At 62.7% G+C, this 15,383-nt stretch carries 13 protein-coding genes; 6 read left to right on the forward strand and 7 right to left on the reverse strand.

What is annotated here, in order from left to right; genetic code table 11:
- Positions 1-45: 45 nt before the first annotated feature.
- Complete coding sequence (locus H3V53_RS31890) at positions 46-4,125, reverse strand: CheR family methyltransferase (protein ID WP_336601241.1); 4,080 nt, start codon at positions 4,123-4,125, stop codon at positions 46-48.
- An 86-nt stretch (positions 4,126-4,211) separates the two neighbouring features.
- Positions 4,212-5,225, reverse strand: coding sequence for a chemotaxis protein CheB (locus H3V53_RS31895; RefSeq protein ID WP_336601242.1), 1,014 nt, complete (start codon positions 5,223-5,225; stop codon positions 4,212-4,214).
- Positions 5,226-5,493: 268 nt separating this feature from the next.
- Here H3V53_RS31895 and H3V53_RS31900 point away from each other — a divergent pair, with 268 nt between their 5' ends.
- The 3 genes from H3V53_RS31900 (at position 5,494) to H3V53_RS31910 (ending at position 7,117) form a co-directional block, all read left to right on the forward strand.
- Positions 5,494-5,958 (forward strand): MaoC family dehydratase, encoded by a 465-nt coding sequence (locus tag H3V53_RS31900; protein WP_336601243.1) that lies wholly within the window; start codon positions 5,494-5,496, stop codon positions 5,956-5,958.
- A gap of 92 nt (positions 5,959-6,050) precedes the next feature.
- Complete coding sequence (locus H3V53_RS31905; RefSeq protein WP_336601244.1) at positions 6,051-6,626, forward strand: TetR/AcrR family transcriptional regulator; 576 nt, start codon at positions 6,051-6,053, stop codon at positions 6,624-6,626.
- Positions 6,627-6,796: 170 nt separating this feature from the next.
- Entirely contained in the window at positions 6,797-7,117 is a 321-nt protein-coding gene (locus H3V53_RS31910; protein ID WP_336601245.1) for a hypothetical protein, read from the forward strand.
- A 189-nt stretch (positions 7,118-7,306) separates the two neighbouring features.
- Here H3V53_RS31910 and H3V53_RS31915 read toward each other — a convergent pair whose 3' ends face one another.
- Positions 7,307-8,278: a GlxA family transcriptional regulator gene (locus H3V53_RS31915; protein ID WP_336601246.1), complete on the reverse strand. Its 972-nt coding sequence runs from the start codon at positions 8,276-8,278 to the stop codon at positions 7,307-7,309.
- 265 nt (positions 8,279-8,543) lie between these two features.
- Between H3V53_RS31915 and H3V53_RS31920 the strand changes: the two genes are divergently transcribed.
- Positions 8,544-9,041, forward strand: coding sequence for a DUF3331 domain-containing protein (locus H3V53_RS31920; RefSeq protein ID WP_336601256.1), 498 nt, complete (start codon positions 8,544-8,546; stop codon positions 9,039-9,041).
- An 18-nt stretch (positions 9,042-9,059) separates the two neighbouring features.
- Here H3V53_RS31920 and H3V53_RS31925 read toward each other — a convergent pair whose 3' ends face one another.
- The 4 genes from H3V53_RS31925 to H3V53_RS31940 form a co-directional block, all read right to left on the reverse strand.
- Positions 9,060-10,277: an MFS transporter gene (locus H3V53_RS31925; protein WP_336601247.1), complete on the reverse strand. Its 1,218-nt coding sequence runs from the start codon at positions 10,275-10,277 to the stop codon at positions 9,060-9,062.
- Positions 10,278-10,355: 78 nt separating this feature from the next.
- Positions 10,356-11,117 carry an SDR family oxidoreductase gene (locus tag H3V53_RS31930; protein WP_336601248.1) on the reverse strand — a complete coding sequence of 254 codons (762 nt, stop codon included), beginning with the start codon at positions 11,115-11,117 and terminating at the stop codon, positions 10,356-10,358.
- 37 nt (positions 11,118-11,154) lie between these two features.
- Entirely contained in the window at positions 11,155-11,955 is an 801-nt protein-coding gene (locus H3V53_RS31935) for an SDR family NAD(P)-dependent oxidoreductase (RefSeq protein WP_336601249.1), read from the reverse strand.
- A gap of 98 nt (positions 11,956-12,053) precedes the next feature.
- The gene (locus tag H3V53_RS31940) at positions 12,054-13,007 is read right to left on the reverse strand and encodes a LysR family transcriptional regulator (protein ID WP_336601250.1); all 954 of its coding nucleotides are present in this window, start codon (positions 13,005-13,007) and stop codon (positions 12,054-12,056) included.
- Positions 13,008-13,168: 161 nt separating this feature from the next.
- On the opposite strand from H3V53_RS31940, the gene H3V53_RS31945 reads away from it, so the two are divergent.
- A complete protein-coding gene (locus H3V53_RS31945; protein WP_336601251.1) occupies positions 13,169-14,530 on the forward strand; it encodes an MFS transporter in 1,362 nt (453 codons plus the stop codon).
- 11 nt (positions 14,531-14,541) lie between these two features.
- Positions 14,542-15,330: an SDR family NAD(P)-dependent oxidoreductase gene (locus H3V53_RS31950; protein WP_336601252.1), complete on the forward strand. Its 789-nt coding sequence runs from the start codon at positions 14,542-14,544 to the stop codon at positions 15,328-15,330.
- The last annotated feature ends 53 nt before the right edge of the window (positions 15,331-15,383 follow it).

The following is a 15,383-nucleotide window of genomic DNA, read 5'->3' on the forward strand; positions in this document are numbered from 1 at the left end:
GCACAGAAGCGTCGTGTCGCTGCCGGCGATGCTGCGCAGAAGCCGCTAGCTCCGCAGACGCGAAACCACGGAAAGCAGGTCTTCGAGCAGCACGGGTTTTTTCAGGTGCGCGTCGAAGCCCGCCTCGGTGGCCATCGCCGCATCCGCGTCCTGGCCGAAACCGCTAAGCGCGATGCAGATCACCGACTTGAGCGCGGGCGCCTCGCGGACCTTGCCGACGAACTCGAATCCATCCATGCCTGGCATGCCGAGGTCGGACAGGACCACATCCGGGACATCGCCGTTGAGCATCGACAATGCTTCCACGCCGCTCGTCGCCGTTTGCACGATTGCGCCTTCGCTTTCGAGCAGCAGGCGGAAGGTTTCGACGGTCGCCATGTCGTCGTCGACCATCAGCACGCGCACGCCCTCGAGCGGTTCCGGCGCCGCGCCGTCGCCTGCCGTCGACCGCACGAGCGAGCGATGCGTGGGCAGCGTGACCGTGAAAGTCGCACCCCGCCCGACGCCTTCCGATTCCGCGCGCACGGCGCCGCCGTGCAGATTCACCAGATCCCTGACGAGCGCAAGCCCGATGCCCAGGCCCGAACGTCGCGCGGTGGGGTCGCGGCTTTGCTGGAACATGTCGAAGATATGCGGCAGCAGCGACGGTTCGATGCCGCTGCCCGTATCTGCCACGCGCAACACGGCTTCAGCGTGATCGTTGACTTCGAGCGTGACATCCACCGAGCCGCGCGCCGTGAACTTCAGCGCGTTGCTGATCAGGTTCCAGACGATCTGCTCGATACGTGTGAGATCCGCGTGAATGATGACGGGCGCGTCCGTCATCTTGATGTTGAACGCGACGCCGCGTTGCCTGGCGTCGTCCTGCGCGGCATTGCAGACCCGCTGCACGATCTCGCGCATGTCGACGACCGTGCGCACCACCGACAGCTTGCCCGTGCGCACCCGTGAAATATCGAGCAGATCGTCGATGATTTGCGCCTGGCCGATCACCGTGCGCCGGATCGTATCCGCCGCGCGCGAAATGTTCAGGCTCTGCCGCGTCTCCGGCGCGCGCGCGATCAGTTCCGCGCTGGCCGAGATCAGATTCAACGGATGCTTGAGCTCATGCGACACGACCGCGAGAAATTCGTCGCGGCGCCGCTGCGCATCGCGCTCGCTGGCGGCGCGCAGCAATTCGACGGAGGTGCCGCGGCCGGCCGCCGCGTCTGCCCGTTCGCCCAGATCGCGCGCAATCTTCGCGAAGCCGCTCACGCCCGCTTCGTCCAGCCGCGACAGCACGCCGCTCGCGAAGAAGCGCGTGCCGTCCTTGCGCACGTGCCAGCGCTCCTCATCCGTGCGGCCGTTCAGGCGCGCCTCGGCGAATTCGCGCTGCGCGACATGGCTGGCGCGGTCTTCTTCCGTCGACAGAAGGTCGGCAGACTGGCCGATCATCTCGGCTTCCGTGTAGCCGAAAATCCGCTCGGCGCCCGCGTTCCAGCTGGTAATGAGACCTTCGTCGTCGAACGTGATGATCGCGTAGTCCTTGGTGCCCTCGGCCACGATGCGCATGCGCCGTTCGCCTTCGCGCAGCCGGTCTTCGGCCTGGCGGCGGCCGGTGATGTCGATGAACGACAGCACGGCGCCGTCGATGCGGTCTTCCGTCGTACGGTAGGGCACGAAGCGCGCGAGATACCAGCGGCCGTCGTTGCTTTTGAGTTCGCGCTCGATCAGGCGCAGGGAATCGAATGCCTCGGCTGCGTCGTCGGCGAGTTTGTCGTACTCGAGCCGGTGCGTGATGTCGAGCAGCGAGCGGCCGATATCCGACGGAATGATGCTGAACACGTCGGTCGCGCGCGGCGTGTAGCGCTTGATGCAGATATTGCGGTCGACGAAGATCGTACCGATATCGTTCGCAGCGATGAGGTTCTGCAAGTCGTCGTTGATCTTGCCCGTTTCCTCGACTTTCGACTTCAGTTCGGCGTTGACGGTCGTGAGTTCTTCGTTGATGGACTGCAGTTCTTCCTTGCTGGTTTCGAGTTCTTCCGTCGCCGAGCGCAGTTCTTCGTTGATGGCCTGCAACTCTTCGTTCGAGGCCTTCAGTTCCTCGGTGGACGTCTCCGATTGCTCGATGGTCGACTGCAATTGCTCCTTCGTGCGCTGCAGTTCGCGTTCGAGCTGGCTGATGATCGGGTCTTTCTGCACATCGGACGACGACGCTTCCGAACCGCCCATGCTGTCTTCCACTTCGTCGAAGAGGATCAGCACGAAGTCCGCATTCGCTTCGGGATCATGCACGGGCCGCGCCGTCATGTTGACGAAATAGGAGCGGCCGTCGCGCTCGATCCGCACGCGCCGTGCCTCGACGCTGCGGTTCGTGTGCAACGCCTGGTAGATTGCCGTGCGCAATTCGAGCCGAAGTTCGGGCCTCACGACGGCCACGATGTTGTGCGACGGCTCGCCGCCCGAATACTGCAGAAAACGCCCCGCGCGGTCGGACAGATGGACGATCTCGGAATCGCGGCTCACGAGCGCGCTGGGCGGCGCATATTGCTCGACGAGGCGCTGATGCAGATCGCCGAACGATAGGCGCCGGCGTCCCGGCGGCTGCACCGTCGCCAACACAGGCCGCGTGCTCGTCGTGCCGGAAATCGCGACGGGCATCGGCGTGTCGCCGCGCACCGCCAGGTTCGCGCGGTAGATGCGGTTGCGCTTGTCGATGACGGTGAACATCGAACTGACGCTGTCGGCCGACTCCGAACTACCGAGGAACAACACGCCGCCCGGCCGCAGCGCGAAATGAAACATCCGGAGAATTTCGATCTGCGCTTCCCGGTCCAGATAGATCAGCAGGTTGCGGCAGCAGATCAGGTCGAGCCGCGAGAAGGGCGGATCACTGAGCACATTGTGATGCGCGAACAGCATGTGCTCGCGCAGTTCTTTTTTCACGCGGTAATGCGCGGCGTCCTTCGAGAAGAACTGACGCACGCGGGCAGGCGTGACGTCGGCGAGAATCGAGTCGGGGTACAGGCCCGTGCGGGCAAAGGCGATGGCGCGCTCGTCGATATCGGTTGCGAAGACCTGATACGAAATGCCTTCCGCCGACTTGAGCGAGCGCTCCTGCAGCAGCATGGCGAGCGAATAGGCTTCTTCGCCCGTCGCGCAGCCAACCGACCACGCGCGGATGCGGTCCTGCTCGACGCGTCCCTCGAACAGCGGGGGCAGCACTTCGCGCTCGAGCACGTCGAACGCTTCCTTGTCGCGGAAGAAATTGGTGACGCTGATCAGCATGTCCTGCAGCAGCGCCTGCGTCTCGTCCATGTGCAGATGCAGATGGTCGCGATACGCCTGAAGGTCGGTGATGCCGTTGACCTGCAAGCGCCGCTCGATGCGCCGCAAGACAGTCGCGCGCTTGTAATGGCGAAAATCGTGGCCCGTGCGCGTTCTCAGGATGACCATGATTTCGCGCAGCGCCCGCTCCGCCGACTCGTTCGATATGGCGTCTTCGCGCTCGTCGTTCCCGACGACGGGAAGTTGAATTTCCTTCGCGGTCAGCCACAGGTCCATGAGCCGCTGCGGCATTTCGGCGGCCGTCAGCACGAAGTCGACCATGCCCGTTGCGATCGCGCTGCGCGGCATGCTGTCGTATTCGGCCTGCGCGGGGTCTTGCGCGAGCGTGATGCCGCCCATTTCCTTCACCCGCGACAGCCCGGCCGAACCGTCCGAGCCCGCGCCCGACAGCACGATTCCGATCGCGCGTCCGCGATGCACCTCTGCGAGCGTGCGGAAGAACAGATCGATGGCGGCTCTGCGGCCATCGTCCGGCTGCCTCGGGGCGACACGCAGATAGTCGTCGACCATCGTCAGTTCCAACGATGGCGCGATCATGTACACGTGGTCGGGCTCGATCGGCGTCGCGCTCGTCACTTCCGTGACAGGCATGTTGGTCGATTTCTGCAGCAGCGAAGCCAGGTTGCTTTCGTGGTCGGGCGCGAGATGGACGATGACCACGAAGGCCATCGACGTGTGAGCGGGCAACGCTTCGAAGAATTCGCGGAGGGCGCCCAGTCCTCCCGCCGACGCGCCAAGACCGACAATCGGAAATTGGGCCTGGCTCACCAGAGTCTGTGCTCGCGTTTTTGGCATAGCCGCATGTCCATTGGAGAATAGAGTCCATCGTCCTTGCGGCCGGGGATTGCCCCGCCCTCGCGCAAAGAATCGATAGACCTCTATTATCGCTCCAGTAAAAGCGACTGCAAAACGCCTGCCGCTTCATTCGCACGTCGGGCGGTTTCTTCCTCGTGCAACTGCGCGGCGGTGTTTCCCGCCTTGCCGAAATGGTCACCCAGCGCGCGGCTTATCGATGCCTGCTCGCGTAAGGCGCGCACTGCGTCGAGCAGCGAGCGCTCGACGTCGTCGCGGCGGCCGGAACCCAGCGATGCGCCCGAATACGCGTGTCCCGTGTGACACCGGTAGCGCAACATGCCGGAATCGTGCACGCGCCACAATGTGCCGTTGCACTCGGGACAGGTGTACGTGGACGGCGTGGCGATCTGGCTCAACGCGTCGGGCGGCAACGGGGCGCCTGTCCATGCGCGTTGTTCAAGCGCGGTTCGGCGCCGCGCGGCTTCGCGGGCGCTGTCGACGGGATTCGATGCGGCTGGCGTTGCGCTGGCCGCGCCACCCCTCCAAACGCCCGTCAGCTCGACCAGCCGCGAGGCCAGGCTGCCGAGCGGGAGTACGTCGTCTGCGAATGGCGACGCGTTCAGGGGCATGTCCTTGGCAAATGCGTCGGAAGGGTCCTGGACCAGCGTTGCGCCGCCGCAAGCGCGGATCGCTTCGAGGCCCGCTGCGCCGTCGTCGAGCAAGCCCGTCAGAACCACGCCGATCGTGCGCGCCCCCAGTTCGGCAGCGGCGCTGCGAAAGAGCGGATCGATTGCAGGGCGTGCAAAGTTTTCCTTCGCACCGTGCACGAGCCGCAAGCGTGGTCCTTCGACTACGAGGTGCCGGTCGGGCGGCGCGATGTAGATTTTGCCCGGCAGATAGATCTGGCCGTCGCAGGCGTGCTCGGCCTCGAGCGGACCCGACGCGCTCAGTAGGGACGGCAGAATGCTGGTATGGGCGCCGACGTGCAGCACGATGGCGATAGCCGCGGGCAAGCCACGGGGAAGGCCGGACGCGAGGGCGCGCAGCGCGTCGACTCCGCCCGATGACGCGCCAACGGCGATAAAGTCTCGGTGAGTCAAAGGGCCTCCGCGTCGCCTGATGCGCTCTCGCAGCAATCGCCATGCCTGATATCGCGATTTGGCGCGAACTCGATTCCTGCGATGGCGCGGGGCAACGCAGGTTCATACGTGCGGCGTCATCGCCGTCGCCCATTGGCCTTCGCCCAGATGGCAGGTGGTCCGGCGTGACTTGCCAAAAATAAATGTTGAACGTAATTTATTTCCCGATGCGCCTCGCCGCCTTTGGCAAGCCGCGCAATGCATCGTTTTCGTTGACAGGAGGGGAAACATGAACAACAGCAGCCATGGCGCGGGCGACGTGATCTATCTGGAGGATCTGAGCGTCGGATTGGTGTTCACGAGTTCGGAACACGAGCTGGACGTCGAGCAGATACGCGAATTCGCGCAGCGTTTCGATCCGCAGCCGTTTCATTTGAGCGAAGAGGCTGCGCGCGACACGTTTTTTGCAGGGCTCGCCGCCAGCGGCTGGCACACGGCAGCCATCACGATGAAGCTGCTCGTGCAGAGCTTGCCGTTCGCGGGTGGTGTCATCGGGGCAGGGAGCGACATCACGTGGCCGCGTCCCACGCGTCCCGGCGATGTCCTGCACGTCGTGAGCACGATCATGGAGATCGCGCCGTCAAAGTCCAGGCCTGACAGGGGCATCGTGACCGTGCAGAGCGACACGCTGAACCAGCACGGCGATGTATGCCAGCGGTCTGTCGCGCGACTGCTTGCGTTCAGACGCAGCTAGCCACTGCGCACAGAATAAAGTTCGTTCAACATCTAATGCGAATGCTGGGCATGTCGGCACTCGCTGGATTTCATCGCAACGGGAGAGCTTTTGTGGGACGTTCGAATCGCGAGCAAGCGGACATGAACCGGCAACGGATCATCGACCAGGCGGACGCGGCCGTGCGCGGCGGTGGGGTGGCCGCCGTGAGCATCGCCGACATCATGGCGCGCGCGGGTATGACGCAGGGCGGCTTCTACAACCATTTCGAGTCGAAAGATGCGTTGATCGCGCAAGCGTGCTCGTCCGGTTTTGCACGAGCCGTGGCTAACTGGAAAGCCAAGACGCATGCAAAAGGGCAACCGCTTGCCGGCGCATTCAAACGGCTCGTGAAGTACTACCTGGCCAGAAAGCCCGTCGAGCAGGGTTGTCCCATGGTCGCGCTCGCACAGGACGCGGCACCGCATCGCGCAAGCCCGGCGCTCAGCGACGCGTACCGGGACGGCGTCGCGCAACTGTTTTCGACCTTCGCGAACGTTGCTCACGAAGACGCTTCGTGCTCGCTGTCGGATGACGAGATGACGGTGGCATTTGCCGCAATGGTCGGCGCGAACATGCTGTCACGCGCGACGGGCGATAAAAAGTGGGCTTCGCGTGTCGAACAGGCGATAGTCGCGCAGTTGCAATGACTGCTTGCGTTCTGAACTGCTGTCGGTGCTGCGCGTCTCAAGCGCCGGCTCGTCGCGTTTAGCCGTTCAATGCGTGCAAGGACTCGCGGCACAGTGATTGCTCAATTGATGGTCTGGCGCGCGGCAAAAGTTCGCGTCGATAATCCAGTGCAATTTTGGAGGAACAGATCATGAACAAGGCAACCAGTACATTGATCGCGGCTGTCGCCGCACTTGCGCTGTCTGGCGGTGCTTATGCACAGACAAGTGGAGGCACTAGCAGCGGCGGTACGTCGGGCAGCACGGCCAGCCCGGCAACGAATCAGATGAACGACTCGACGAGCGGCTATGGCACGCCCGGCGGGACCAATGGGGACGCCGGCATCGGCACGGGTTTGCCGAACGCGCAAAAGAATACGAACGACGGCTCGACGTCAGGCACCGCCGCTCCCAAGAGCAACAACACGCTTGCGACCCCAGGGGTGAAGTCGCCCGTCGGTAATGGCAGCTAGGCGTAATAACCGGGCGCATGAAAGAACTCATTGCGCTGTGCATGACGATTGCGCGACTGCCAGCCGACTGCCAGCCGACTGCCAGACGTTAGTGAACGCGACGTAAAAAGGGAAGGCCGCTGTTTATGGCAGCGGCCTTTTTGTCGCCTGCTGCAGCCGACGTCGATGAACAACGGCGAGGCGCACCTGCTAGCCGTTGACCAGCTCCTCATCAGCCGGAAGACTGCGAGCGTCCCTTCTCAATGACTGCGGGGTCGTTCCATAGGCGCGGACAAACACTTCCCGGAGATGACGTCCGTCACGAAATCCGACTTCTCTCGCGATTGTTTCGAGGGAATGACGGCCACGTTCGATCATGTTCCTCGCCGCTTCGAGACGGAGTCGCTCGAGTGCTTTCGCAGGAGATTCACCCGTCTCGGATAGAAAAATGCGCCCGAATTGCCGGGTACTCAAGTGCGCCGCCTTTGCCAGATCGTCGACGCGCAGGGGCTTGGACAGATTGACCCGGGCATATTCCAGTGCCGTTTGAATTCTGTCCGACTTGGGTGCGAGTTCAAGCATCTCCGAATGCTGCGATTGCCCGCCGGAGCGCCTATGGTGCATGACCAACGCACGCGCTACCGAGGTCGCGAATTCCGAGCCGTGATCCTTTTCCACCATGCCGAGCGCGAGATCCATCGCCGCCGTTAATCCCGCCGATGTCCATATCGCACCGTCGACGATAAAAATTCGATCGGCTTCGACCTGCGCAAGTGGGCAGCGTAGCTGCAAAGCATCGACATACGCCCAATGGGTGGTCGCGCGTCTTCCGTCGAGAAGACCGGCTTCGCCCAGAACAAATGCACCCGTGCAGAGTGCCGCCATACGCCTTGATCGCTGGAATGCATCGCAGATGAATGTGAGCTCTCCGGCCGTTGTCGTCCGGTTGGTCGGGTCGGCCATACCGCTGATCATCCAGGTGTCTTCCCCCGTTGCCGTGCTAGCTGCTTTTGTCATGACGGAAACACCCAGTGACGAGCGCGTTTCTCCACCAGCGAGAGAATAGTTTGTCACGCGATAAATAGGCTCGCGCGCCACGACGTTTGCGATCTCGAATACTGCCTGGGTTCCAATGGTCATCACCTGGAAATCAGTCGTCAAAAAGTAACCAACCCGATGCATTATTTATTCACAGCCGCAATGTCCGAAAAGCTGATTATAAATGTCGTTGGAAAATAACGTGCGTGGGATGGATGATAAGCGCCTATTGGGGTTGGCTAATACGGGTGGCGTTGATGACTTCCATGACCTGTTTCAAAGCTTTGATTCTGAATGAGCCGATCGCCAAACGGAAACTCGTGCTTATGTTTGAAGATTTTTTAGCGAGAACGAACCGATTTGGGAATGACCGAAATGACGCATTTCAAATGCGGCCCTCTCTGTGAAAATGCAAACCTCGACTCCGACTCCTTTCACACATCCGTCAAACGATGACGATATTGTCGAGCGGGCGCTTCTGCGCCTGCTATCTCCTGGAGAGATGCAAGTTCTGCCTGCTATCGAAACGTCGTTCAGTAAAAAAATGCGGCGGGCGAGCGTGCGGGTTGAACGAAAGTGTCACGAGGCTAAATGGATTCCTTTGCCGGCGCGCATTCTTATTCATGAAATCTTGTCCGCGCATACGGTCAGTGTCAGCTGGAGTGATTCGCAGACAGGGCACTACGCGGAACAGATCTGGCGTTTGGGTCTCGCACGGAATGATGGCTTCTGCGTTCTTTCCGGTCTGCCCATCGCTGAAGGAGACGATGTATTCCGGCCTCGACGAAGTGCGACGGGTGTTCCGGCAAACTGGAGCCGCATGATCCTTGCATCGGCGGTGCCGATGAAGCCGCAAGTCGCGGCTGCGATGGATTCGCAATGCGGCGTTACAGCGGATGCACGCTAAAGCGATGCTCGACTCTCTCTAACGCTTGCCCCATGGCTGCAGCGAGTTGCTGGAGGCTACCGGTTTCGCTTTCGCCGCAACCGACGCTCTTGAGATTGTGAGGCTGACTGTCGCCAGCGCGAGAAAGGCCAGCGAACTGCCAATCACACCGGCGAACCCGAGTGCCGGATAGATCCATCCCGCGACGGCGGAACCAAGACCGATCCCACAGAACACAAACGACGCGGTCAACGCCAGCGCTACGCCGCGCAGTTGCGGCACGAGTTCGACGATGCGTCGTTGCTGGGATGGCCACAGCAGATCGGTCGCGAACGCCCACGCCGTCAGCGCGACGAATAGCCATCGCACGCTCGGCGACGCGAGCCAGAGAAACACGAGGTCTGCCGCCAGCAGCGCGAGGCCGGCCAGCAACATGGTTTCCGCGCTATAGCGTCGTGCCGCGCGCGTCACGAACAGATTGCCCGCGACGCCCGCCACGCCGAGCACGACAAGCGATGTCGACACCGTTCCAGCCCCCGCATGAAAGACGTCGCGGATAATGGGCGCGATGAACGAATAGGTCGAATAGACGCCCGCGGCAATAAGGAACACGACGAGGAACGCGCTGAGCGTGTCGATGCGCGTCAAGAGCGCCGTAACCGTCGAGAGTTTGACGTGTTCGCCCTCGCTCGAATCGGGGACGGCCCATGCGATGAGCGCCGCTGTCCCGGCGCCTGTCAATCCCGCGACCAGAAACAGGGCGCGCGCGCCCCACGCATGTGCTACCCATGCCGAAAGCGGCATGCCGACAAGGCCTGCGATGCTCAGTCCGAGCAATACGACGGCGATTGCGCTGCCCTGATGGTCACGATCGACGAGGCTCGATCCGAGTGCACCGAGTACGGGGCCGATGAAACCGGCGCCTAGCCCCATCAGCACGCGTGAAAGCAGCAGCACAGGATAGTTCGGCGCGGCGGCGAACAGCAGCGCCGCCGCGCTGAAGAGCGCCAACCCGAGCAATACCTGGCGGCGCCGTCGTAAGTGTCCGAAGCCGACTTGCAGCAATGGCGCGGCAAAAGCGAACGTCAGGCCGAATACGGAAATCAGGTAGGCACTTTGTGAGTCGGCAAGCCACCATTGACGCGAGATCGCATCCAGACTGCCGACGACGGACAGCGCGCCCGTCGCCTGAACGAAGTAAGCGAGGCTGAGCGTGCGAAGCGCGCGTCTGGTCGGCGCGGAAAATGGCGTGTGCATGCGGGTGGTTGCTGGGTTCGTGTCGAGCGTCGACACCACGCGGATCGCGGATTGCGGACCGCACGCGCGGCCCGAGCCTCAGGCGACGGGAATCGGGTTGTCGCGCAGCGAGAGGTTGAACTGGTCGACAAACGCGTGCTCGTTCGGCCCCGCGTTGTCGCGAAGCGGTTGCGCGACGCCGACGAGCACTTCAGTGGTAGCCGTGGCGAGCTTGTCCATCGTCTCTGCGATGAACGCGTCGAGCGGCATCGCGCGCGGGTCACCGCTCTTGTGCACGAGATCGGTGTCGACCCAGGGCGGCGCGATTTCGAGCACGCGAACGCTGGTGTCGCGCAGCATGAAACGCTGCGACATCGAATACGAATGCAGTGCGGCCTTCGTCGCCGAGTAGAGCGCAGTGCTTGCAAGCGGGACGTAGGCGAGCACCGAACTGTTGTTGATGATGTACGACTCCCGCTGTTGCTTCAGATGCTCGACGAGTGCCGCGCTCAGCCGTACGGGCCCGAGCAGGTTCGTATTGATCAGGTGGACGGCCTGCGCGTCGTCGAGTGCGCCGCCCGCATCGTCGAACGGCATGATTCCAGCGTTGTTGATGACGACGTTCAGAGCAGGGTACTTCGCGATCAGCTGTCGCGCGACTTGCTGGATCTGTGCGCCGTCGGCGATGTCGAGCTCGATCGTGTCGATGCCCGGATTCGCCTTTGCGACTTCGTCCAGCAATGCCTTGCGGCGCCCCGCGACGATGACCTTGTTGCCGCGCTGATGAAAAGCTTCTGCAAGCGAGCGGCCGATGCCCGAAGTGCCGCCCGTGATGAAGATTGTGTTGCCCGTGAGTTTCACGACTGCTGTTCCTTTGACGATGATTTGCGAGCGGCGTTCACCGGGGTGCCGCATAGCGCGGCGCGGGCGTATTGGTCGACAACAGGTTCGACATCGCGCGCCGGGCGCCTTCCAAATCGTCCCACTTGCTTGCGTCGTGCAGCGACGGGATCGTCACGAGTTCGCCGCGATCGAACCCGACCAGTGCGGCATCGACCATGTTTTCGGCGGACATCACAATCGCCTTGTCGAGGTTTTCGAGCGGAAGGCCACCCGTCTGCCAGAAGTCGGTGGCCGTCGCGCCGGGCAGCACGGCCTGTACCCGGATGCCCTTGCCGGCGAGTTCGTGATGCAGCGACTGGCTGAACGCGAGCACGAACGCCTTGCTGCCGCCATACACGCCGTTGAGCATTTCCGGTGCGATTGCAACGATCGACGAGATATTGATGACGGCGCCCTTGCCACGCGACAGAAAGCCCGGCACGGCGGCATAGGTGAGCCGCGTCAGGGCCGTCACGTTAAGGTCGATCATGCGCGACATCGCGTCGACGTCGCTGTCCGCAAGCGGCGTATGCGTGCCGACTCCCGCGTTGTTGACCAGCAGCGTGATCGTTGCGTCCTGCTTGAACTTTGCTTCGACGCTCGCGAGGCCGTCCTTGTCGCCGAGATCGGCGTCGAAGACCTCGACGTTGCGCTGCGTTTCCGTGGTGATGCGGCTGGCAAGCGCGGCGAGGCGTTCGCGGTTGCGCGCCACGAGCACGAGGTCGTAGCCGCGCCGTGCGAGGCGCCCGGCGTAGACGGCGCCGATGCCGGACGAAGCGCCCGTGATCAGCGCCGTGCCCAGATGTGTTTGAGTCATGCTTTCGCTCCGGATCAGAGAATGATGTGAGCGAATTGTGGCGCAGGCAGCGTGCAGCGCAAACGACGTAGAACGTAGTGTTTTAGGACATCCGGTCTTCAATCGCCGAGCAGTTCGCCCGACACTTCCTTCAGACATTCCGCAAAGAGCTGTGCTGCGGGCACCGTCACGTCTGCTCGCCAATAGGCGACGACTTCGCCCAGCGGTTCGAGCGGCGCCAGCGGCAGCACGCGCATGGTGCCGCGCAGTGTGTGCTGCCGCACCACCGATAGGGGGAGTATCGAAACGAACTCGCCGCTTTGCAGCAGCGTGAGATTCAACGCCAGCGAACTCGATTCCACGCTGCCAGCGGCGGGACCGACACCGTGCTCGTTCAGTGCTTCGATCAAGGTGGCGTAGGCGGGTGATCCGTGTAGTGGGGTGATCCACCGGCATGCGTCGAGATCGCGCCAGTCAGGCTCACGTTCCGGCGCGCCCAGCGGATGCGACGTGCCGGTGACGAACACAAAGGGCTCACGATACAGCGTCTCCTGCACCAGCGATGCTTGCGTGCTCGTCACCCGGTTGCGGCCAAGCGCGATATCGAGGTCGCCGTCCTCGATCAGCTTGATGAGCCGGTCGAGCGTGCCTTCGACAAACGATAGCGATGCCGCAGGCGCACGTCGCAAGAACAGTTGCACCGCATTGGCGGTCAGCGGTTCGGGAATCGTCGCAACCGCCCCAAGCCGCACATGGCCGCCCGTGCCCGAGGCAAGGGCGCTGACGTCGCGCCGCGCGAGATCGATGTGACGCAGCACCTCGCGTCCGCACGCAACGATCACCTGGCCGATCACTGTGAGTTCGACTGAATTGCCGGTGCGATTGACGACCTGCACGCCAAGCGCGCTTTCGATTTCGGAAATCTGCTTCGAGATCGCCGGTTGCGTGACATGAAAAGCACTCGCGACTCGCGTGACCTGGCCGAGATCGGCGAGGCTCACGAGGATGCGCAGCTGCGACAGCTTCAGGCCGCTGCGAAAGAAACGTTCGATCGAGTCACTGGTGGCAGACATCCGCGTTTTCCCTGATCCGGCATAACCATACGGTTATGCGCCACGCCGAAAGAGTGATTTGCGATCGGCCCGTAAGCCCGGCTACGCTTACATGTATGCCGAAACGTCCGTTATCGCATCGGCGGCAAGCATAACAAAACGAACCGACTGGAGACAACATCATGAGCATGACTTCCTACGGCAAGTCACCGGGCCATGTGGCGCCCGATAGCCTGGGCGGCACGCGCGACGATGCCGAGGACATAAACGAAGCAAACGCTGCCCTCTATCGCAAGCTCACGCGCCGCATTCTGCCGTTCCTGTTTCTCGCTTTCGTGGTCGCGTATATCGACCGCGTGAACGTCAGCTTCGCCAAGTTGCAGATGCTGGCCGACCTGCATCTCTCCGAAACCGTCTATGGAATCGGCGCGGGCATCTTCTTTCTCGGTTACTTCATCTTCGAAGTGCCGAGCAACCTGATTCTCGATCGTGTCGGCGCGCGCCGGTGGATCGCGCGGATCATGGTGACGTGGGCCATCGTCTCGTGCGCAACGATGTTTGCGCACGACGCAACCTCGTTTTATCTGCTGCGCTTTCTGCTTGGCGTCGCGGAAGCCGGTTTCTTCCCTGGCATCGTGCTGTATCTGTCGAACTGGTTTCCGTCCGCGCGCCGCTCGCAGATCATCGCGCTGTTCATGACGGCCATTCCTGTGTCGGGCGCAATCGGCGGTCCGCTGTCGGGTTGGGTGATGTCGCACTTTGCCGGTACCTATGGCCTGGCCGGCTGGAAGTGGCTGTTCGTCGTCGAGGGCCTCGGTTCGCTCGTGGTCGGTATCGCGGCGTTTTTTCTGCTGTACGACCGCATCGACTCCGTCAAATGGCTGAGCGCTGACGAGAAGGCGCGCCTTGCCGCTGACTTGCGCCGAGATGCCGCCACGCGCGTCGACCATTCCGTGCGCGGCGCATTCGCGAGCGGCCGCGTGTGGCTGCTTGGCCTCACGTACTTCTGTATCGCGATGGGCAATTACGGCCTCGCATTCTGGGTGCCGACGATCATCAAGGCGAGTGGCGTCGCGAGTATCGCGAACATCGGCTGGCTGTCGGCGGTGCCTTCGCTGATCAGCGCCGTGGCGATGGTGTTGATCGCGCGGCATGCGGATCGTCGCGGTGAGCGCCGTCGTCATGTTGCCGTGTGCTGCGCGATCGGCGCGCTCGGGTTGCTGGCGTCGGTGCAGTTCGCATCGAACGTTGGTGTTTCGCTCATCGCGCTGGTGATCGCGGCCATCGGGATCAATTCGATTGCGCCCGTGTTCTGGGGCATTCCGACTGCCATGATGGGTGGCGCGGGCGCGGCAGCCGCGATTGCGGTCATCAACTGCACGGGCAATCTCGCGGGGTTCGTGAGCCCGTTCGTGGTGGGCTGGCTCTCCGATCTGAGCGGCGGCAAGTTGCTGCCCGGCATGGTCGCGATTGCCGTCGCGCTGGTCATCGGCGCGCTGCTGGTGCTGACGACGCCCGCGCGTCAGTCAAGAACGCTGTCGTAATGGATCTTTCGATGAAACCAGAAACTCGGCCTGTGTGCATGGTCACGGGCGCGGCAAGCGGAATTGGTGCGGCGACGGCATTGCGGTTCGCGCGTGCAGGATATGCGGTCGCAATCGGCAACTTCGATGCTTCAACGCGCGAAAGTGCGCAGGCCGTGGCGGGCGCCTGCCGCGACGCCGGCACCGACACGCTGATATTCGACGCCGACGTCGGCAGCGACGCGGATTGCCGCGCGGCCGTCGATAGCGTGACGACGCGCTTCGGCCGCCTCGACGCGCTCGTGAACTGCGCGGGAACAACGAAGGTCATCGCGCACGACGCATTCGATCAACTCGACGCCGACGAATTCGAGCGCGTGTATCGCGTGAACACGATCGGCCTGTATCAGATGACGCGTGCGGCTGCCCCGTTGCTGCGAGAGACGGCAACCGATACGCGCAGCACGAGCGTCGTCAACATCTCATCGCTGGCAGCGCTGAATGGAACGGGTTCGTCGCTCGCGTATGCGGCATCGAAAGGCGCGGTCAATACGATGACGCTGTCGCTCGCGCGTTCGCTCGCGCCGCGCGTGCGCGTCAACGCCATTGCGCCGGGCATGGTCCACGACGGCCTGTTGCTGCGCGCGCTCGACGCGACCCGCTATGCCGCCGTGATCGATCGCATGACGACGAACGCGCCGCTCAAGCGGGTGTCGCTTCCCGTCGAGATCGCCGACATAGCGTGCTTCCTGTGCACCGCGCCCGCGATCACGGGGCAGGTCATCGCCGCTGAAAATGGCCTGTTGCTCAACAACGGCTGAACCCACTGACACCAACGCGACATGTCCCACTTTCAGAGCAACAAGCCGCTTGG

The sequence above is a fragment of the Paraburkholderia bengalensis genome (assembly GCF_037126505.1).
Lineage (GTDB): Bacteria > Pseudomonadota > Gammaproteobacteria > Burkholderiales > Burkholderiaceae > Paraburkholderia > Paraburkholderia bengalensis.

What these genes read in the sequence shown, in the direction of transcription:
- H3V53_RS31890 (WP_336601241.1), bottom strand. Translation starts at nt 4,125, where the DNA reads ATGCCAAAAACGCGAGCACAGACTCTGGTGAGCCAGGCCCAATTTCCG.
- H3V53_RS31900 (WP_336601243.1), top strand. Translation starts at nt 5,494, where the DNA reads ATGAACAACAGCAGCCATGGCGCGGGCGACGTGATCTATCTGGAGGAT.
- H3V53_RS31910 (WP_336601245.1), top strand. Translation starts at nt 6,797, where the DNA reads ATGAACAAGGCAACCAGTACATTGATCGCGGCTGTCGCCGCACTTGCG.
- H3V53_RS31915 (WP_336601246.1), bottom strand. Translation starts at nt 8,278, where the DNA reads ATGCATCGGGTTGGTTACTTTTTGACGACTGATTTCCAGGTGATGACC.
- H3V53_RS31920 (WP_336601256.1), top strand. Translation starts at nt 8,544, where the DNA reads ATGCAAACCTCGACTCCGACTCCTTTCACACATCCGTCAAACGATGAC.
- H3V53_RS31925 (WP_336601247.1), bottom strand. Translation starts at nt 10,277, where the DNA reads ATGCACACGCCATTTTCCGCGCCGACCAGACGCGCGCTTCGCACGCTC.
- H3V53_RS31935 (WP_336601249.1), bottom strand. Translation starts at nt 11,955, where the DNA reads ATGACTCAAACACATCTGGGCACGGCGCTGATCACGGGCGCTTCGTCC.
- H3V53_RS31940 (WP_336601250.1), bottom strand. Translation starts at nt 13,007, where the DNA reads ATGTCTGCCACCAGTGACTCGATCGAACGTTTCTTTCGCAGCGGCCTG.
- H3V53_RS31945 (WP_336601251.1), top strand. Translation starts at nt 13,169, where the DNA reads ATGAGCATGACTTCCTACGGCAAGTCACCGGGCCATGTGGCGCCCGAT.
- H3V53_RS31950 (WP_336601252.1), top strand. Translation starts at nt 14,542, where the DNA reads ATGAAACCAGAAACTCGGCCTGTGTGCATGGTCACGGGCGCGGCAAGC.